The sequence below is a fragment of the Mameliella sp. MMSF_3455 genome, from assembly GCF_030733205.1.
GTDB lineage: Bacteria > Pseudomonadota > Alphaproteobacteria > Rhodobacterales > Rhodobacteraceae > Antarctobacter.
In genome coordinates this window covers 48,675-65,734 of sequence record NZ_JASHJL010000008.1, presented here as the reverse complement: position 1 = coordinate 65,734, position 17,060 = coordinate 48,675, and the positions used below count along the sequence as shown (strand labels likewise).

The 17,060-nt window shown below is 68.8% G+C and carries 19 protein-coding genes; 6 read left to right on the top strand and 13 right to left on the bottom strand.

The window, feature by feature from the left end:
• Nucleotides 1-17: 17 nt before the first annotated feature.
• The 6 genes from RBB42_RS07815 to RBB42_RS07790 all read right to left on the bottom strand — a co-directional run bounded on the left by RBB42_RS07815 (nt 18) and on the right by RBB42_RS07790 (nt 7,803).
• Complete coding sequence (locus RBB42_RS07815) at nt 18-3,725, bottom strand: efflux RND transporter permease subunit (RefSeq protein WP_305969367.1); 3,708 nt, start codon at nt 3,723-3,725, stop codon at nt 18-20.
• A gap of 3 nt (nt 3,726-3,728) precedes the next feature.
• The gene (locus RBB42_RS07810) at nt 3,729-5,180 is read right to left on the bottom strand and encodes an efflux RND transporter periplasmic adaptor subunit (protein WP_305969366.1); all 1,452 of its coding nucleotides are present in this window, start codon (nt 5,178-5,180) and stop codon (nt 3,729-3,731) included.
• An 82-nt stretch (nt 5,181-5,262) separates the two neighbouring features.
• On the bottom strand, nt 5,263-5,805 hold the full coding sequence (moaB, locus tag RBB42_RS07805) for a molybdenum cofactor biosynthesis protein B (RefSeq protein WP_305969365.1): 543 nt from the start codon (nt 5,803-5,805) through the stop codon (nt 5,263-5,265).
• 7 nt (nt 5,806-5,812) lie between these two features.
• Nucleotides 5,813-6,406, bottom strand: a complete 594-nt coding sequence (locus RBB42_RS07800) for a metallophosphoesterase family protein (RefSeq protein ID WP_305969364.1) — start codon at nt 6,404-6,406, stop codon at nt 5,813-5,815.
• A gap of 6 nt (nt 6,407-6,412) precedes the next feature.
• Complete coding sequence (locus RBB42_RS07795; RefSeq protein ID WP_305969363.1) at nt 6,413-7,021, bottom strand: LysE family translocator; 609 nt, start codon at nt 7,019-7,021, stop codon at nt 6,413-6,415.
• Nucleotides 7,018-7,803 (bottom strand): uracil-DNA glycosylase, encoded by a 786-nt coding sequence (locus RBB42_RS07790; protein WP_305969494.1) that lies wholly within the window; start codon nt 7,801-7,803, stop codon nt 7,018-7,020. The genes RBB42_RS07795 and RBB42_RS07790 overlap by 4 nt, the downstream gene beginning before the upstream one ends.
• Before the next feature lie 168 nt (nt 7,804-7,971).
• Between RBB42_RS07790 and RBB42_RS07785 the strand changes: the two genes are divergently transcribed.
• From RBB42_RS07785 to plsY, 5 genes are read left to right on the top strand one after another with little or no spacing between them, the layout of a single operon-like run.
• Nucleotides 7,972-8,922, top strand: a complete 951-nt coding sequence (locus RBB42_RS07785) for an aspartate carbamoyltransferase catalytic subunit (RefSeq protein WP_305969362.1) — start codon at nt 7,972-7,974, stop codon at nt 8,920-8,922.
• Nucleotides 8,919-9,461: an aspartate carbamoyltransferase catalytic subunit gene (locus RBB42_RS07780; RefSeq protein WP_305969361.1), complete on the top strand. Its 543-nt coding sequence runs from the start codon at nt 8,919-8,921 to the stop codon at nt 9,459-9,461. Before RBB42_RS07785 ends, RBB42_RS07780 begins: the two co-directional genes overlap by 4 nt.
• Nucleotides 9,458-9,868 carry a hypothetical protein gene (locus RBB42_RS07775; protein ID WP_306043627.1) on the top strand — a complete coding sequence of 137 codons (411 nt, stop codon included), beginning with the start codon at nt 9,458-9,460 and terminating at the stop codon, nt 9,866-9,868. Before RBB42_RS07780 ends, RBB42_RS07775 begins: the two co-directional genes overlap by 4 nt.
• Nucleotides 9,865-11,166, top strand: coding sequence for a dihydroorotase (gene pyrC / locus RBB42_RS07770; protein WP_305969359.1), 1,302 nt, complete (start codon nt 9,865-9,867; stop codon nt 11,164-11,166). Before RBB42_RS07775 ends, pyrC begins: the two co-directional genes overlap by 4 nt.
• A complete protein-coding gene (plsY, locus tag RBB42_RS07765) occupies nt 11,163-11,753 on the top strand; it encodes a glycerol-3-phosphate 1-O-acyltransferase PlsY (protein WP_305969358.1) in 591 nt (196 codons plus the stop codon). The genes pyrC and plsY overlap by 4 nt, the downstream gene beginning before the upstream one ends.
• A gap of 4 nt (nt 11,754-11,757) precedes the next feature.
• On the opposite strand, the gene RBB42_RS07760 is transcribed toward plsY, so the two are convergent.
• The 7 genes from RBB42_RS07760 to gspG are packed head-to-tail and all read right to left on the bottom strand — an operon-like array spanning nt 11,758 to nt 16,172.
• Nucleotides 11,758-12,240 (bottom strand): type II secretion system protein M, encoded by a 483-nt coding sequence (locus RBB42_RS07760; RefSeq protein WP_305969357.1) that lies wholly within the window; start codon nt 12,238-12,240, stop codon nt 11,758-11,760.
• On the bottom strand, nt 12,237-13,409 hold the full coding sequence (gene gspL / locus RBB42_RS07755) for a type II secretion system protein GspL (protein ID WP_305969356.1): 1,173 nt from the start codon (nt 13,407-13,409) through the stop codon (nt 12,237-12,239). Before gspL ends, RBB42_RS07760 begins: the two co-directional genes overlap by 4 nt.
• Nucleotides 13,402-14,283 (bottom strand): type II secretion system minor pseudopilin GspK, encoded by an 882-nt coding sequence (gene gspK, locus RBB42_RS07750; protein WP_305969355.1) that lies wholly within the window; start codon nt 14,281-14,283, stop codon nt 13,402-13,404. Before gspK ends, gspL begins: the two co-directional genes overlap by 8 nt.
• On the bottom strand, nt 14,280-14,930 hold the full coding sequence (locus tag RBB42_RS07745) for a type II secretion system protein GspJ (RefSeq protein ID WP_305969354.1): 651 nt from the start codon (nt 14,928-14,930) through the stop codon (nt 14,280-14,282). The genes gspK and RBB42_RS07745 overlap by 4 nt, the downstream gene beginning before the upstream one ends.
• The gene (locus RBB42_RS07740) at nt 14,927-15,292 is read right to left on the bottom strand and encodes a type II secretion system protein (RefSeq protein WP_305969353.1); all 366 of its coding nucleotides are present in this window, start codon (nt 15,290-15,292) and stop codon (nt 14,927-14,929) included. The genes RBB42_RS07745 and RBB42_RS07740 overlap by 4 nt, the downstream gene beginning before the upstream one ends.
• A complete protein-coding gene (locus tag RBB42_RS07735) occupies nt 15,277-15,732 on the bottom strand; it encodes a prepilin-type N-terminal cleavage/methylation domain-containing protein (protein WP_305969352.1) in 456 nt (151 codons plus the stop codon). Before RBB42_RS07735 ends, RBB42_RS07740 begins: the two co-directional genes overlap by 16 nt.
• Complete coding sequence (gspG, locus tag RBB42_RS07730; RefSeq protein ID WP_305969351.1) at nt 15,717-16,172, bottom strand: type II secretion system major pseudopilin GspG; 456 nt, start codon at nt 16,170-16,172, stop codon at nt 15,717-15,719. Before gspG ends, RBB42_RS07735 begins: the two co-directional genes overlap by 16 nt.
• Before the next feature lie 112 nt (nt 16,173-16,284).
• Between gspG and RBB42_RS07725 the strand changes: the two genes are divergently transcribed.
• A complete protein-coding gene (locus RBB42_RS07725; RefSeq protein WP_305969350.1) occupies nt 16,285-17,019 on the top strand; it encodes a prepilin peptidase in 735 nt (244 codons plus the stop codon).
• Nucleotides 17,020-17,060 lie beyond the last annotated feature (41 nt).

Sequence of the window (17,060 nt, the reverse complement as noted above, 5' to 3'; positions counted from 1 at the left end):
CCGCGTCACGCCAACGATCAGACCCCCGCCTTTGCGCGCGTCCCGCGCCGCCAGAGCATCACGATGCCGCCACCGACATAGATGGCCAGCGGCACCGCTGCGGCCCCCAGAAGGAACAGGCCCAGCGCCGACACCTCCGGCGACAGGCCGCCCGGCGCGGGCAGCCCCGGCATCAGTTCGCCCGTCACGCCGGTATAGCCCAGCGTCGCCGCCAGCCATCCCAGCATCCCGGTCAGCGCCGTCAGCAGCACAGCGCGCAGCCCCGCACCCCGGAACCGCAACCCTTTCTTCAGCGCCGCGAACTGCTGCCCCAGGTCGTGCTGGATCGCCACCAGCGCGGGCACGATCAGCAACACCAGAATCACCCCGAACCCCAGCCCGTAGACCAGCGTGATCACCGTCGGCTTGAGGAACTGCGCCTGCGAAGACGTTTCGTAGAGCAGCGGCGCAAGGCCCAGCACCGTGGTCGCCGTGGTCAGGAAAACCGCGCGCAATCGGTCCGAGGCCCCGTCGATGATCGAGGGGATCAATCCCCGGTCGCGGGCATATTCGTCGATCTGCGTCACCAGCACGATGGAATCGTTGATGATGATCCCCGTCATCCCCAACAGCCCGACCACCGTGAACATGCTTAGCGGAACGTCCCACAAGGCGTGGCCATAGATCGCCCCCACGAGGCCGAAAGGCACGATCGCCATGACCACGAAGGGCCGCGTCCAGCTGGCAAAGACCCAGGCCAGGACCAGGTAGATACCCAGCAGAACCATGATCAGCCCGTTGCGCGCATCGGTCAGGAAATCGCTTTCCTGCTCGGCCAGCCCGGCCAGGCGATAATCCACCTGCCGCGTCTCGGCGATCTGCGGCAGGATCTCCTCGCGCAGCACCTTGACGACTTCTTCGGCCCGCGCCGCGTCATCCTCGGAAATGTCGCCGGTGACAGAGACGACGCGCAGCCCGTTCTCGCGCCGGATGGTGGAAAAGCCGGTGCGCCGTTCGACCCGCACGATGTCGGCCAGCGGAACATAGGCACCGCCGGGCGTACGCAACTGCATCCGCTCCATGAAATCGGCGGTCAGCTCACCTTCGGGCAGTTCCACGCGGATCTCGGCAGAACGCGGCCCGTCGGGATAGGTCGCCGCCTCGATCCCGCCCAGCCGGTTGCGCAGCACGCGCCCCAACCCGTCGATGTCAAAGCCCAGCGCCAGCCCCTGCGGCGTCAGTTCAAGGATCAGCTCGTCCTTGTCGTAGGACAGGTTGTCCTCCACCGCGGACACCTCGGGGAACCGCAGCACCGCCTCCTTGAGGTCCTCGGCTGCGGATTTCAGCACCTCGGAACTGGCGCCATAGAATTGCACATCCAGGGAGTCGCCCCCCGGTCCGCCGCGCCAGCCGCGAAAGGAAATCGTCTCGGCCAGCGGGTGGCGTTCGACGCGCTCCTGCAGCTCGCCCACGAAGGCGAATGAGGAATAGGGCCGCAGGTCGGCCTCGATCAGCTCGATGGAAATGGCGCCCAGCTGGTCCGGGTCCTTGGTGTCGGCACCGGGCAACGACCGGCCCGCGTTGCCGCCGATCTCGGCCAGGACATAGTCCAGCGGGTTGCGGCCATAGCGTTCCTCGTATTCGCGGCCCAGTTCATCGGCGGCCTTCTGGAACAGGCGCATCTGTTCGACCGTATCCGCCCGCGTGGCGGTGGGCGACATGGCAAAGTTGCCGGTGACGGACCCCTGCTCCGGCGAATTGAAGAACCGCCAGGTCACATCGCCCCGGATAAAGGAGGTCACCTGCGTCGCCAGCGCCACCACCAGCAGCGCAAAGACGACATAGCGCCCCGCCACGATCCCGCGCATGAAGGGACGGAACAGGCTCTCGCGGATCCAGCGGAACCCCCGGTTGACCAGGATCGACGCCATGTCGATGCCCCCGTCCGAAAAGGTCCGCAAAACGGGTGCGCGTTGATCCCCGGGCATCACCAAAAGGCGCAGCGCGATGGCCGCCGCCACCAGGAGGGCCAGCCCCCCGGCCAGATAGGGCAACTGGCCCCAGAGCGTGCCACGCAGCTCCGCCGCCGCGGTTTGTGCCGCCGTGATCCCCCCCGGCACCCCGGCGAACAAGCCAAGAATACCCGCAAGGACAGTCGGCAGGGCGAGCACCGCCAGCGTCAGCAATGCCACCGCCAGGACAGCCACCAGGGTCACGCCGACGATCCCAAGCGCGACCCGCCACCACCGCGTGCCGTTCTGCGGGCGCGGTTTCAGCGCATGGGCCATGTGGTTGGGCAGGATCAGGAAACACTCGACCAGCGAGGCGATCAGCACCACGATCACGGTGAAGGGAATGTCGGAAATCATGTCGCCGAACCGCCCGCCGATGGCGGTCAGGCCGAAGAAGGCGATGACGGTGGTGATGGTGGCCGAAAACACCGGCAGCGCCATGCGCCGCGCCGCGCCTTCGGCGGCATCGAAAGGCCCCTGCCCCCGGCGCGCCAGGTGATCGGCATGTTCGCCCACGACGATGGCGTCATCCACCACGATCCCCAGCGTGATGATCAGCGCGAACAGCGAGATCATGTTGATCGTCAGCCCGGCGACATACATCAATGCGATGGCCGACAGCAGAGCGGTGGGAATGCCCGCCGCAACCCAGAAGGCCGTGCGCGTGTTCAGGAACAGGAACAGCAGCATGACCACCAGCGCCAGCCCCGTCACCGCGTTGTCGATCAGGATGTTCAGTCGCCCGGTGATGTATTCCGAGCGGGTGCGGATCAGGTCGATCTTGACGCCCTCGGGCAGCGCGGCGGTCAGCTCGGCGGCGACCTCCTCGACCGTGGACTGGATGCCGATGGCGTCGCCCTCGGCGGATCGGTCCACCCGGATCGAGATCGCCCGGTTCTCGCCCACGAAGTAGCTGCGCTCGCGGTCGATCCCCTCGACCCGGATCAGCGCCACGTCGCCCACCGTCAGGCTGGAGCCGTCCGGGTTCGACCGCAGCACGATATCCGAGATCGCATCGGCAGAGCGTTTCTCGATCCCGGTGCGCACCCGCGCCCCTGCGCCGGCCACGTCGCCTGCCGGATCGGCCTGCACCTCGGCGGCGATCGCATCCGCGATCTCGCGCATGGTAATGTCATGGGCGATCAGGTTCTGCACAGGCACCTCGATCACCGTCTGCGGCGCCGCAAGGCCCCGGATGGTGGTCTGGGTCACGCCCTCTGCAAAGAGCCTGACAACCAGTTCGTCGGCAAAGCGTGCCAACTGGTCGACGCCCACCGGCCCCGTGATCACCAGGTCCGTCACCCGGTCGCGCCAGCCGCCACGCCGCACGCTGGGCTCGTCCGCGTCCTCGGGCAGCGTCGTGATCCCGTCCACCGCCTGCTGCACGTCATCGGCGGCCCGCGCGATGTCCCAGCCCGGCTCGAACTCCAGCTCGATGGCGGCCCGTCCTTCTCGGGACACGGCGCTGGAGGCGATCACCCCGTCGACGGCCAGCAGCGCGGGCTCCAGCACCTGCACGATGGCCGCGTCCACGTCCTCGGCGCCGGCACCATCCCAGCTGACCGAGACGTCGATCTCGTCGATGATGATATCCGGAAAGAACTGCGCCCGCATGTTGGGCACGGCCGTCATCCCCGCCACCAGCATGATCACCAGTAACAGGTTGGCCACCGTGGGATGGCGCACGAAATATCCGAAGATCCCGCCAGCAGCAGAGGGAAGCGCGCGTGCCATGTCTCAGCCCCCCATCCGCGATTCGATGCGCTCGACCATCTCGGCCGGCACTTCTTTCTGCGCCAGTTGCGCCAGGATGCGGCTCCTCGCTGCCTCGGGCATCCCCTTGTTGGCCTCGATGAAGGCGACCAGTTTCGCGCGCCGTTCCTCGCTGAGTTCCAGCATGGCCTCCGGTTCCGGCTCGGCGTTGGTGCGCAGCGGCTTGACCTTGATACCGTCCCCCAAGAGCGGCGTGCGTTCGGCCACGACCTCGCGCCCCTGAAGTCCGCGCGCACGGATCAGGACATCATCGCCCTGCCGCCGCATGACCTCGACCACCACCGTCTCAAGCCGCTCTTCGGCCCCGACAACCAGCACCTCGCCAGCGGCGTTCAGCGCCGTGGCGGGCAGGCGGGCCACCCGTTCCAGCGGCGGTTCCTCGATCCGGACGGTGACGAAATCCCCGGGTTTGAAACCGCGCGGCGCGTCCAGCACCGCAAACAGCCGCCGACCGGTCTGGCCTTCGCCCACGGCAGCGCTGTCCCGGGTGATCCGCCCCGCGGCGGTGATATTGGTGCCGAAGACATCCAGCGCCACGCTCACCGGCGCCTGCCGCAGCCGCCCGTCCCCGTCCAGCAGCCGCGCATATTGCTGGGTCGAGACACGGAACGACACCTCCAGCGCCTGCAGATCCACCAGCTGGGCCAGCTGTTCATTGGCAGAGACCAGCCGCCCGGACACCACCGTGACCTCTGACAGCGTGCCCGCGAACTCGGCCCGGATCTGGGTGTCGTCCAGACGTCGCTGGGCCTCGTCCCGCGCGATTTCCGCCCGGCGCAACTGCGTCGCGGCCTGGTCGATCCGGGCCTCTGCGGTCGCGACCGCCTGGCGCCGGGTCAGCACCGACTGCCGCTCGCTGGCCAGCGCCAGTTCCGCCGTTTCCACCGCCGCCGCCGTGCCGACGTTGCGGTCCAGCAGATCCCGCTGGCGTCGCAACGCGGTTTCGCGCAGCACGACCTGTTCCTCGGCGGCGACCAGTTCATCCTTTGCGATGACCAGGGCCCGTTCGGCCTCGCGCACCTCGGCCTGCGCGTCCAGCAGGTCGTTCTCGGCCCGGTCCAGCGCAGCCTCGGCATCCGCCGGGTCGATCCGCGCCAACAACTGCCCGGCCTCGACCTGCCCGCCCTCGACGAATTCCGGGTCCAGTTCCACCACCGCGCCAGAGGCCGCCGCGCGCAACTCGAGTGTCCGGCGGCTTTGCACCTCGCCAAATGAGGTCAACACCGGCGTCACCGTTTCAAAGTCCACCGGCACCACGTTGACCGCAAAGACCCGCTCGCGCGCCTGTGGCACACGGGCCTCTTCGGCCATGCGCGCCTGTACGGCATCGCGCACCATGATCCCGGCAAACCCCAACAGCCCCAGGGTCAGCGACAACAGGAACAGCCCCGTCAGGCTCTTTCGCAAAAAGCGCATCTTTCAAACTCCGCGGTGCACCCTTCTGAAATAGAAGCGCGGGGATGCATTCAAACCCCGGGGAGTTATACGCAAGTCGCGATCACTTCCGTCGCTGATGTTCGTCCAGTCGCGGAAAAATCTCGACAAAGTTGCAGGGACGGTGGCGATAATCCAGTTGCAGGCTCAGGATCTCGTCCCAGGCGTCCTTGCAGGCGCCCGTGCTGCCCGGCAGCGCAAACAGATAAGTGCCCCCGGCAACCCCGCCCGTTGCACGGCTCTGCACCGCGGAAGTCCCTATTTTCTTGAAGGAAACCATCGTGAAGACCGTTCCGAACGCATCGATTTCCTTTTCGTAGACATCCCTGTGCGCCTCGACCGTCACGTCACGCCCCGTCAACCCGGTCCCCCCGGTCGAGATCACCACGTCGACCTCCGGATCGGCGATCCAGCCGCGCAGCTTGTCCGCGATCAGCGCGCGCTCGTCTTTCACGATCGCGCGATCGGCCAGGACATGGCCCGCATCCGTCAGCCGCTGCACCAGCGTGTCCCCGGACCGGTCATCCTGCGGCCCGCGCGTGTCCGACACGGTCAGGATGGCGATTCGGACCGGGATGAAGTCCTTGGATTCGTCGATACGGCTCATGGTGTCCTCACAGGTTGAACCAGACTGGCGAAGGCCCGAGGTTCACGACGCGGCTGTTCCCGATCCGGCCTTCCTGGCCCCAGCAATCGTGCACGTGGCCACAAACCGCAAGCGCAGGTTGCAGCCGGTCGATGGCGTCGCGGATCGCGGTGGACCCCACGGACACCCCGCGCGAGGTGACATCCGCAATCCCCTTGGGCGGCGAATGGGTGATCAGCAAGTCCGCCTCGGAACAGCGGCCCAGCATGTCCACGGCCTCTAACTCCGTCAGGTCGAAGGACCAGTCGCCAAAGGGCGTCACGGGAACTCCCCCGCCAAGACCGAAGAGCCGCAGGCCCTCCACCTCGCCCCCCTCACCGTGCAGCACGGTCGTGCCCGGCAGGGCGGCGGCGCGCAATTCCTCCGCCGTTTCGCAATTGCCCGGCACCGCCACCATTGGCGCGCGCAGCCCTTCCAGCAGCGCCATAGCGTGCTCCAGCCCCTCGCGCACATGGCAGAAGTCACCGGCGCCGATCACCAGGTCGGCCTCGCCGCTTGCCTCGACCAGCGCACGCGCGTGGCGCCGCGACAGGTGCAGGTCGGAAAAGGCAAGGATACGCATGGCCCCTCAGACCGCCAGCCGCACGGCCAGCCCGCCAAAGAGCGTGGCACAGGTGTAGCGCAGGACGCGCTCGGTGCGCGTGCCGCCCTCCAGCCGCCGCCGCAGGCGTCCCGCGAACTGGCCGACCAGCCCGTTCACCGTGACACCCCCAATCGACATCAGCAGGCCATAGACCAGGAACTGCGGCAGGACCGCCATTGCCGGATCGATGAACTGCGGCACGAAGGCCAGCACAAAAAGGATATACTTGGGATTGGTGATATTGACGACGAACCCCTGCCGAAAGGCCTGCCCGGGCGCCAGCGGCGGCGCATCGCTGCCCGCGATGGGGGTGCGCAGCGTCTTCCAGGCGATCCAGGCAAGGTAGGCCGCACCCGCCCAGCGGATCACGTCAAAGGCCCCGGGCAAGGCGGCCACCAGCGCCCCCAGCCCCAGCCCCGCCAGCAGCACATGCAGCATGCCGCCCAGCGCCACGCCGCTGGAAGCCGCCCAGCCGCAGCGCGCACCGCCGCGCAACCCCTGCGCCAGGCAGAACATCATGTCCGGCCCCGGCGTGACGTTCAGCGCCAACCCGGCAGGGATGAAGGCCAGCATCAGAATCGGATCGACAATCATCCCAGCGCCCTCAGCTTCGCTTTCAGAGACAACAAGTCCGCCCAGGCTTCGCGCTTTGCCTGCGGATTACGCAGCAGGTAGGCGGGATGCAGCATCGGCAGCGTCGGCCGCTCCGCCGCCTCGGTCCACGTCCCGCGCAGCCGCGTGATCCCCCGCTTGCCCAGCAGCGCCTGGCACGAGGTATTGCCCATGATCACCAGCAGGTCGGGATCCGCCAGGGCGATATGCCGGTGCAGGAACGGCAGCAGCATGGCGATCTCGTCCGGCTTCGGATCGCGGTTCTGCGGCGGCCGCCAGGGCAGCACGTTGGTGATATAGACCGACTCGGCGCGGCTCAGCCCCACCGCCGCCAGCATCCGATCCAGCAACTGCCCGGCCCGGCCGACAAAGGGCTTGCCCTGCAAGTCCTCGTCCCGCCCCGGGGCCTCGCCCACCAGCATGACCCGCGCCCCCGCCACGCCATCCGCAAACACAAGGTTGCGCGCGCCGCGTTTCAAGGGGCAGTGATCAAAGCCCGACAATGCCGCCTGCAGCGCCTCCAGGTCGCCCGCGCCGGCGGCCAGCGTGCGCGCCTCGGCCACGGGATCGACCTCGGGCGCCTTGACCGGCGCCGCCCCGCGCCCACCTGCGGCCCGCGCCGCATGCTGCGCCTTCAGCGCCTCCTGCTCGGCCTCATGGGCGGCAAAACGGTCGACGGGCGCGTCGAGCATCGCCTCGTCCACCCCCATCTCCAGTTGCCATTCCAGAAGCGCCTTCGCGGCGTACCAGTCCATGTTCTCCATGTCCGCCACCCTAGCCCTCCGCCGGGACAAAGAAAATCGCCCCCGCTTCTTCTCTCCAAAAATACTCTCCCGCGACATCGCCACGCGGCGCGACCTCGGGCGTGCCGGGGGCCTTGCCCCGCAACGGCACCCTACCTAAAAGGTCCAGAACGCCACCGAGGACACCGAATGCGCTTCGACCACCGCCATCTGCTGGGGATCGAACCCCTGCGCCCGGACGAGATCACCACGATCCTCGACCTTTCCGATCAATATGTCGATTTCAACCGCCGCCGCGACAAGCACGCCAATGCGCTGGCCGGGCTGACCCAGATCAACATGTTCTTCGAGAATTCAACCCGCACGCAGGCGAGCTTCGAACTCGCGGGCAAACGGTTGGGCGCGGACGTGATGAACATGGCGATGCAGGCTTCGTCGATCAAGAAAGGCGAAACCCTGATCGACACCGCCATGACGCTGAATGCCATGCACCCCGACCTCTTGGTGGTGCGCCACCCGCATTCCGGCGCGGTGGACCTGCTGGCACAAAAGGTCAACTGCGCCGTCCTGAACGCCGGTGACGGGCGGCACGAACACCCCACCCAGGCGCTGCTCGACGCGCTGACGATCCGACGCGCCAAGGGACGGCTGCACCGGCTGTCCATCGCCATCTGCGGCGACATCGCCCATTCCCGCGTGGCCCGGTCCAACCTGCTGCTGCTGCACAAGATGGAAAACCGCATCCGCCTGATCGGCCCCCCGACGCTGATGCCCTCGGGCATCGACGCCTTCGGCGTCGAAGTCTTCGACGACATGCGCGAGGGGCTGCAGGACGTCGACGTGGTCATGATGCTGCGCCTTCAAAAGGAACGCATGGACGGCGGCTTCATCCCCTCCGAGCGCGAGTACTACCACCGCTACGGGCTGGACGCCGAGAAACTCGGCCATGCCAAGGACGACGCCATCGTCATGCATCCCGGCCCGATGAACCGCGGGGTCGAGATCGACGGCACCTTGGCCGACGACATCAACCGCAGCGTGATCCAGGACCAGGTCGAAATGGGTGTCGCCGTGCGCATGGCGGCGATGGACCTGCTGGCGCGAAACCTCCGCGCCCGACCGACAGAGGTGGTGGCATGACAAAGGTTCAGGTCAACGGCTCGGACCGGACCGCGCTCTACCTGACCCATCTCGACCTGCCGCCGGAGGCCGTCGAACGTTTCACCCAGATGGCCGGCACCGGAGAGTGGCCGCTGAAATACGCGCTTGGCGCAACCCGCCTGCGCGAAAGCTTTGTCGACGTGGTCGCGATCCGCGACCTGGGCGAGATGACGCTCTCGCAGTACCTCTCGGCCGCTTACGACGTGCCCGCCCGCAGCCTTGCCCAGGACCGGAACCGTATCGACGCGCTCAAGGGACATGCCGTGGTGCTGCCGCCGCAGGCCTTCGACGGCACCTCGCAGGAACTGACCATCAACCCGCCCCTGGCACTGGTCGGCCGCTACGGCGAGGCCCGCCCCACCGCGCGCGGCGCCAACCCGATGTCCAGGTCGGCCCGGGGTCAGGGTGGCGGACGCCCCCCGGCGCGCCGGGGCAGCGGCAACTCGCCCGCTTTGAAACTCATCCTCGCTGCGGTCGCGCTGATCCTCGCGCTGGTGCTCTGGCTGGCGCTGGTATGACGATGACGGCTGACCCCCGGGCGGTCTTTTCTCCGGACCGCGCGACCTATATCCGCACCCACTGGGTCATGGCCGCCGTGGCGATGGCGCTTGGCATGGCGATCCTCTGGGCGCTCGGCAACCCGCATGTCTGGACCGGCGCCATCGGCGGGCTGGCCGCCGTCGCCCTGCGCGGCTGGTATCTCATGGACGAGGAGCTGGGCCATGCCTGGCGGCTGGAGGACGGCGTGCTGGCAGGTCCCGGCGACCGCCGCGTGCCGCTCGACCAAGTCGAGAAGATCCGCGCCATCGGCGCCGCCGTCCAGATCGTCACGAAATCCGGCGACAAGCATCTGATCAAGTTCCAGGCCGATCCGCGGGCAACCATCGCCCGGATCGAGGCCGCCCGCCCGAGAGGCCAAGAATGACCCAGACCCTGATCCACAATGCCCGACTGATCGACCCAGAGGCCGGGCAGATCACCCACGGCGCGCTCCTGATCGAGAGCGGGAAGATTACCGAAATCTTAACGCAAGATACTGATTTCGAAGAAATGTTTCGCGCGCGAAACATCCGGCCAGACCGGATCGACGCGGGCAATGCCTTTCTCGCGCCGGGCATCGTCGACATCGGGGTAAAGGTCTGCGAACCCGGTGAGCGGCACAAGGAAAGCTATGGCAGCGCCGGACAGGCGGCGGCGGCGGGCGGGGTGACCACGATGGTCACGCGCCCCGACACCAGCCCCTGCATCGACACGCCCGAGGCGCTGGAATTCATCCGCCGGCGCGCGATCGAGGAAACGCCGGTCAACGTGCTGCCGATGGCGGCGCTGACGAAGGGCCGGCAGGGCCGCGAGATGACGGAGTTCGGGTTCCTGCTGGACGCCGGGGCCGTGGCCTTCAGCGATTGCAACAACGTGGTCCGCGACACCAAGGTGCTCAGCCGGGCGATGACCTACGCGCGCTCGCTGAACGCGGTGGTCGTCGGCCACCCGCAGGATCCGGGCCTGTCGCAGGGCGCCGCCGCGACCTCGGGGAAATTCGCCTCTCTGCGCGGCTTGCCCTCGGTCTCTCCGATGGCGGAACGCATGGGGCTGGACCGCGACATCGCCCTGGTCGAGATGACGGGCGTGCGCTACCACGCGGACAAGATCACCACGGCGCGCGCCCTGCCCGCGCTGGAACGCGCCAAGGCCAACGGGTTCGACGTCACCGCAGGGGTGTCCATCCATCACCTGACCCTGAACGAGATGGACGTGGCGGACTATCGCACCTTCTTCAAGGTGACGCCGCCGCTGCGCTCCGAAGAGGACAGGCAGGCGGTGGTCGAAGCGGTGCGCACCGGGCTGATCGACATCATCGGCAGCTATCACAGCCCGCAGGACGAAGAGAGCAAGCGCCTGCCCTTCGAGGAGGCCGCCAGCGGTGCCGTCGGCCTCGAAACCATGTTGCCGGTTCTCCTGCGGCTCTACCACGGCGGCGAGCTGGACCTGCCGACGCTGTTCCGCGCCCTTTCGCTGAACCCCGCGAAACGGCTGGGACTGGATTGCGGGCGGATCGCCAAGGGGGCGCCCGCCGACCTGGTACTCTTCGACGCCGACAAGCCCATCGTGCTGGACCGGTTCAAGCTGCGCTCGAAATCCAAGAACACGCCCTTTGACGGCGCCCGCCTGCAGGGCCGGGTGCTGGGCACATGGGTTGGCGGCGCGCGGGTGTTCGAGGCATGAGCGGCATGGTGATCCTCTGGGCCGCGCTTGGCTACCTGCTGGGCTCCATCCCCTTCGGCGTGCTGATCACCCGGACGATGAACCTGGGCGACCTGCGCCAGATCGGTTCCGGCAACATCGGCGCAACCAACGTGCTGCGCACCGGCAACAAGGGCGCGGCACTGGCGACCCTTCTGCTGGACGGCGGCAAGGGCGCGGCGGCAGTGCTGATCGCCCGCGCCTTCGAGGCGGACGGGATCGCCGTGCAGGCGGCGGGCGTCGCGGCCTTTTTCGGCCATTGTTACCCGGTCTGGCTTGGCTTCAAGGGCGGCAAGGGCGTGGCGACCTTCCTCGGCCTGATGCTGGCGCTTGCCTGGCCCATCGGCCTGTTGTGCTGTGCCACATGGGCAGCGGCAGCCTACCTGTCCCGCGTGTCCTCGGTGGGGGCGCTGGCCGCCTCGGCGGGCGCGCCGATCTGGATGCTGATCGCGGGACGGACGGATCTGCTGGTCAGCGGGGTGCTGCTGGCGGCGCTGGTCTGGTGGCGTCATTCGGCCAATATCGCCCGACTGCGCAGCGGGACAGAACCAAAGATCGGCCAGAAATAGTGGCTCAGGGCAGGACCTCGATCCGCGCGTCGACCAGCCCGGGCTCCGCGCCCCGATCCAGCCGGAAACCTGCGAAACGATAGCCCCAGACCGGCTCGACCTGGGTCAGCCAGCCGATCAGCGCGTCGAAACTGACCGCCTCGAACCGCATCTCGATCCCACCGCCCTGCCGCGCGGAGAGCGTGGCCACGTTGCCGGACAGCCCCGCGCTCTCCAGGCTGCGCTGCACCGCCGCCAGCCCGATCGGCTCTGCCGGTCCCGGCCCGGCGGCGGACCGCAGGACGCGGGCATCCTCGGCCCGCGCATCGACCCAGGCGGTCAACGCGCGCGCCTCCTCCAGCGCAGCAACAGAGGCCGCGCGCCGCTCGGCCAGCGGCCAGAGCAGACCAACCCCCGCGCCCAGCAACAGCACCAGCGCCATGACCCCCAGCAAGAGCCGTTCGCGCCCGGTCAGGCGCAAGAGATGTTCCACCGCGCGCCCGGTCATCCACCCTGCTCCGGTTCCCGGATCGTCAGGTCGGCAGTGACGTTGCCCTCTTCGCCCAGTCGCGCGTCGCGCACGGTGATCCGCAGACCCTCAGCCGCAAGGCTATCGACCAGCGCATCGACCGCCGCGAAATCCCCAATGTCCAGCACCAGTTGCAGCCCTTCTTCCGGCGTCCAGGCCACGGTCTCCAGCCGCGCCCCTGCCCCGGACAGGACCGGCGCCGCCCCGGCGAACAGGTCCAGCGGGGAAACCCTGCCGCTGCGGCCGCGCAGCGCGCTGCGCCGCTCGGCCAGTGCGCGGGCGATCTGCACCCGTATATCGAGGATCGGGCCCGACGGAATGAACTCTGCCCGCGTGAGCTCTGTGGCACGGGCGGTCAGCGCGGCGGTTTCCGCCTCCGTGGCACGGATCACGGCGATCTGCGCCGCGGCCCAGAGACCCGCCGCCACGGCCCCGGTCAGCACCGGCCAGCGCCAGGCCGACAGCTGGCGGCGCAGCCGCCTGCGCGCGGCCTGCGGATCGGCGCGCAGGTCCAGCCCGGTTTCCCCACGCGAAAAGGCCCGCAGGTCCGTCGTCTGGTCCGGCATCCCCTCGACCAGGGGAATGTCCCGCGCCGTCAGCCAGGCTTCGAACTCCGGCAGCGGCGGTCCATGGCGACAGACACGGTCGGGCGCGCCGTCGCGTGCCATGATCGCCTCTGCCTGCAGGCACAACGCGGATTCGGTGGTGGTCACGCCGTCCGCAGGTCCGAACCGGGCGCGCACACGTTCGGGCGTTCCCGCCACAGTCCAGCTGCTCTCGTCGACGGGCAAGGCCAGGTAGTCGGGCAGGACAGCGACACAGCCTTTGCCAACGTGTTCGCGCCAGCGCGCCAAGGCCGCGCGCTCGACCACCAGAACACGGGTCCAGCCCTCGGCGTTGCCGTCCAGCGCAAAGGGGCGCATCTGCAGCGCACCGGCCTCCGGGCCCAGCAGATCGGACAGTTGCCGCTGTGCCACCTGTTCGCGCGCGACGCCGCGCAACCGGCCCGGCAGGTCCAGCGCCACCAGCGGCACCGCCTCACCCGGTACAAGCGCCACGTACCGCCCGCGCGGCACGGGGCCACCGACCGGCGCGGTCGCCAGGCCGGGGTCGGTCGGGACGGGGGAAAACTCTGCCAAATCAGCCATCGGGCAGACGATAGTCTACCCGCACCCCGACGGGAAGCGGCTGTCGGTACAAGACCGTGCGCCGCGACAGGCGCCGCCCGTCAAGCTCGACCGTGGCGCGGGCCAGGAACCAGTCGCTGCCCACCGTCAACCGCGTGTCGTCGACCTCGGCCGCCGCTGCGGTCGGCAAGGCCAGCAACAGGTCCGCGACCGAGGCAAAGGGCGCGCGCTGACGCGACGCCGCCAGCGCCCGCGCCTGGGCGCCGTTCAACTGAGGCAGCCAGGCGGCCAGCACCTCGGGCGGGGCGGTGTTCACGTTCAGCCGCGTGTCGCTGGGCAACGCCGCGATCAGCGGCGAAAGGCGGGCATACTGGCGATCGGTCAGGCCGGGAACGGCGCGCAACTGGGCAATGTCCTTTACCGGCCCGCCCCTTGGCCGCACCCCCGTGTAGGCCGCCGCATTGCTCGGGCCGCCCGGCGACAGGAAGTCCCGGATCGCGCTGGCCGTCTCCTGCGGCAGACCGGCGCCGGCCAGCAGCCGAGCAAAACCCTCACGCGCCTGGAGGTCCTCTGGCACAGACAGCCAGTTGACGTTAAACCGCCCCTGCAGATCCTCGATCCCGCCGCTGACACGGCCCCGGTCCAGTTCGGCATCCCGGATCGGCCGGGCCCAGGTTTCGCCCGCGTGATCGGCCGGGCTGTGGTCCCCTTCGAGCAGCGCAACCGCCAGCGCGTCAAACCCGTCGAGGTAGGCCTCCATCTGTGCGGCGCCCTGCCAGGCGCGCTGGCGTTCCACGCTGTGCCCGGCGCGCACCAGCAGCACGGTCGCCGCCGCCGCCAGCGCCCCGACCAGCACCAGCGCATTGACCAGGACCGATCCGCGCGTGGCGCTCATGGCAGGGCCTCCAGCAGCCGGATCTCTCCCAATCCGTCGAGGGTGAAGATCAGTTCGACGGCGCTAGGCAGCGCTGCGGAATACAGGTTGGCGACACGGGCAAAGGCCCGGTCCTCGTCCAGGGCATCCGGCCCCACCGGCACTGGACCGGCCAGCAGGCCAGCCGCCCCGTCAACCCATCCTTGCCCCTCCCAGTAGCTGCGCAGGCGAACGCCATCGACCCCCGTCAACAGCACCCGGTCCGGGCTGCGCTGCGCCACGCTGGCGGGGGCCGTCACCGGCCAGGCCGCGCGCGACAGTGCGCCCGAGGCACGGTCGAAACGCCATTCGACCCGCTGGAAAGGCGCGTTCGTCGCGTCGATCGCCGAAACCGTCAGGCCCAGCACAGGGCCCCGGCCGTCGTAGGTGAGCGCCGATTGCGGCGGACCGACCGGCGCATCGAAGATCAGCGGCGCGGCACGGTCCAGATCGCTGCGCAGCAGGGCCAAGGTCACCGCCAGCGCCCGGTCGCGGTCATCCCGCCCGCCCAGCGCGTCGCGCGTGCGGATGGTGCCGTTCAGGGTCTGCATCCCCATCACCGCCACCAGCGAGAACAGGGCCATCGCGACGACCAGTTCGATCAGGGTCAACCCGCGAGAGCCCCTCATCTCGGCGCTCGTACCGGCAGGAAAGTGACAAGCCTCGCCCCCGGCCCCTCGGAAGAGGTGACGGTGATTTCGGCGCGGATCAGACCGGCGGCGGTGGCGCGACGGCGGGTTTCGACGCGAAACTGGTAGGGCCCAAGGGTCACGCTCTCCGGCAGGTCCACCGCGCCGGGCAGGTGCAGTGCCTCGGCCCGGTTTTCCGCCGCCAGTTGCGCCAGAACGCGCGGCGCAGCCCCGCCCAGGATATGCCGCGCCTGCCCCGTGGCCTGCAGCGTTGCCATCGTGCCCAGCGACAGGATGGCAATGGCTATCACCAGTTCCAGTAGGGTCAGGCCCCTTGTGCCGCGGCCTACTCGGGGGCGCATGTCAGCCCGCTCCATCCGTCGCTGGCACAGCGAAAGGTCTCCCCCCCGCCCGAAAAGCTCACTGCAAAGGCGCTGGTCCCGCCGTCGGATCGCAGCCTGATGCGCGGCGTGCCCACCGGCACCGGGCTGGACGAAACCAGCCGCGCCTGCCCGCGCCAGTCATAAAGCCTGCGCGCCTCTTCCCAGCCTTCGGCGGTCCGGCGCGACAGGCTGAGGCCGCGCGGCGTGATCTCCAGCCCCTGTTCCTGACGGGCCAAGATGGCCAGAGCCCAGATTTGTTCGAATGTCCGCTGGAAGCGCTGCGCGTCACGTTCCGCACCGGGCACCGCCGCGCCCGTCGACAGGCCGACCCCCACCGCTAGCACAGCCAGCACAGCGACCGAAACCATGAGTTCCAGCAGGCTGAACCCTGCGTCGCCGGATCTCAGCCCCCCGTCCATGAGCCGATATCCGCATCCGCGCCCGTCCCCCCCGGCACGCCGTCGGCGCCATAGGTGAAGACGTCGAAATCGCCGTGCACACCCGGTTGCAGGTACTGGTAGGGCCGGCCCCAGGGGTCCTGTGGCACCCGGTCCATGTAGCCGCCCGAGGCCCAATTGGCCGGCACCGGTTCGGCCGAGGGGCGGCTGACCAGCGCCGCCAGTCCCTGATCGGTCGTCGGATAGCGGAAGTTGTCCAACCGGTAGAGGTTCACCGCCGCCTGGATCGCCGCGATGTCGGATTGCGCGCGGGCGGCGCGAGCCTGGTCGGGACGGTCGATCACGCGCGGCACGATGACCAGTGCAAGGATCGACAGGATGACAACGACCACCATGAGTTCAAGCAGGGAAAAGCCCGCGTCGGCTGGACGGCGCGGCACGGCCTGTGTTGTATCGCTCATATGCTCCCCTACGCCCGAAGCGCCTCTTGACGTTTTGCGGCGATCCTAGCCAAGAACCCCGGGGCAGACAATTGCCGCCACGCAGGCGGGATACACGGCGGGGAGGGCCGGATTGGACGTCTTTTCGACCCTGTTTCTGCTGCTGATCGCCCCCGCTGCCGGATCCTTTGCGGCGGTGCTGGCGGATCGCCTGCCGCGCAACGAGGACGTGGTCACGGCGCCGTCGCGCTGCCGCGCCTGCAAGACGCGGCTGGGCCTGCGAGATCTTGTGCCGCTTCTGTCCTATCCCCTGCTGCGCGGGCGCTGTCGTCATTGCGGCGCGCCGGTGCCGGGGTGGCTCTGGCTGATGGAACTGGCGGCGCTGGGGCTCGCCGGGTTGGCCCTAATGCGCGGCGGAACGCCCTGGGAGGTCTGGTGCTCGGCCCTCCTGCTGTGGCTGTTGCTGTCGCTGGCAGTCAGCGATCTGCGCAGCTTCCGCCTGCCCGACGCCCTGACCGCCGTGCTGGCCGCGCTTTGCCTTGGCGTGGCGCTGGCGAAAGGGCTGTTCGTCTGGGCGCTGGCGGGCGGGTTGATCGGGGCCGGCAGCTTCATGCTGCTGCGCATCGCCTATGCCACCCTGCGCGGGCGCGAGGGGCTAGGCCTTGGTGACGTCAAGCTGATGGCGGGCCTTGGTGCACTGACCGGTCCCGCCCAACTGCCCCTACTGGTTCTGGTGGCGGCACTGATGGCACTGGCGGCGGCCCTGCTGCGGCACCGCGCGCCGAAAGGCGACCTGCCTCTGCCCTTCGGCACGGCGCTGTGTGCCTCTGCCGCTGTGCTGTGGCTGTTGCGCGAAACCATCCTGTAGACGCATAAACCCCTCGCACATCGCGTCAGGATCGTTAGGGT

What these genes read in the sequence shown, in the direction of transcription:
- gspL (WP_305969356.1), bottom strand. Translation starts at nt 13,409, where the DNA reads ATGGCTGATTTGGCAGAGTTTTCCCCCGTCCCGACCGACCCCGGCCTG.
- RBB42_RS07775 (WP_306043627.1), top strand. Translation starts at nt 9,458, where the DNA reads ATGACGATGACGGCTGACCCCCGGGCGGTCTTTTCTCCGGACCGCGCG.
- RBB42_RS07745 (WP_305969354.1), bottom strand. Translation starts at nt 14,930, where the DNA reads ATGAGGGGCTCTCGCGGGTTGACCCTGATCGAACTGGTCGTCGCGATG.
- RBB42_RS07815 (WP_305969367.1), bottom strand. Translation starts at nt 3,725, where the DNA reads ATGGCACGCGCGCTTCCCTCTGCTGCTGGCGGGATCTTCGGATATTTC.
- RBB42_RS07760 (WP_305969357.1), bottom strand. Translation starts at nt 12,240, where the DNA reads ATGACCGGGCGCGCGGTGGAACATCTCTTGCGCCTGACCGGGCGCGAA.
- RBB42_RS07810 (WP_305969366.1), bottom strand. Translation starts at nt 5,180, where the DNA reads ATGCGCTTTTTGCGAAAGAGCCTGACGGGGCTGTTCCTGTTGTCGCTG.
- gspG (WP_305969351.1), bottom strand. Translation starts at nt 16,172, where the DNA reads ATGAGCGATACAACACAGGCCGTGCCGCGCCGTCCAGCCGACGCGGGC.
- RBB42_RS07735 (WP_305969352.1), bottom strand. Translation starts at nt 15,732, where the DNA reads ATGGACGGGGGGCTGAGATCCGGCGACGCAGGGTTCAGCCTGCTGGAA.
- moaB (WP_305969365.1), bottom strand. Translation starts at nt 5,805, where the DNA reads ATGAGCCGTATCGACGAATCCAAGGACTTCATCCCGGTCCGAATCGCC.
- RBB42_RS07780 (WP_305969361.1), top strand. Translation starts at nt 8,919, where the DNA reads ATGACAAAGGTTCAGGTCAACGGCTCGGACCGGACCGCGCTCTACCTG.
- RBB42_RS07785 (WP_305969362.1), top strand. Translation starts at nt 7,972, where the DNA reads ATGCGCTTCGACCACCGCCATCTGCTGGGGATCGAACCCCTGCGCCCG.
- gspK (WP_305969355.1), bottom strand. Translation starts at nt 14,283, where the DNA reads ATGAGCGCCACGCGCGGATCGGTCCTGGTCAATGCGCTGGTGCTGGTC.
- plsY (WP_305969358.1), top strand. Translation starts at nt 11,163, where the DNA reads ATGAGCGGCATGGTGATCCTCTGGGCCGCGCTTGGCTACCTGCTGGGC.
- RBB42_RS07790 (WP_305969494.1), bottom strand. Translation starts at nt 7,803, where the DNA reads ATGGAGAACATGGACTGGTACGCCGCGAAGGCGCTTCTGGAATGGCAA.
- RBB42_RS07795 (WP_305969363.1), bottom strand. Translation starts at nt 7,021, where the DNA reads ATGATTGTCGATCCGATTCTGATGCTGGCCTTCATCCCTGCCGGGTTG.
- pyrC (WP_305969359.1), top strand. Translation starts at nt 9,865, where the DNA reads ATGACCCAGACCCTGATCCACAATGCCCGACTGATCGACCCAGAGGCC.
- RBB42_RS07800 (WP_305969364.1), bottom strand. Translation starts at nt 6,406, where the DNA reads ATGCGTATCCTTGCCTTTTCCGACCTGCACCTGTCGCGGCGCCACGCG.
- RBB42_RS07740 (WP_305969353.1), bottom strand. Translation starts at nt 15,292, where the DNA reads ATGCGCCCCCGAGTAGGCCGCGGCACAAGGGGCCTGACCCTACTGGAA.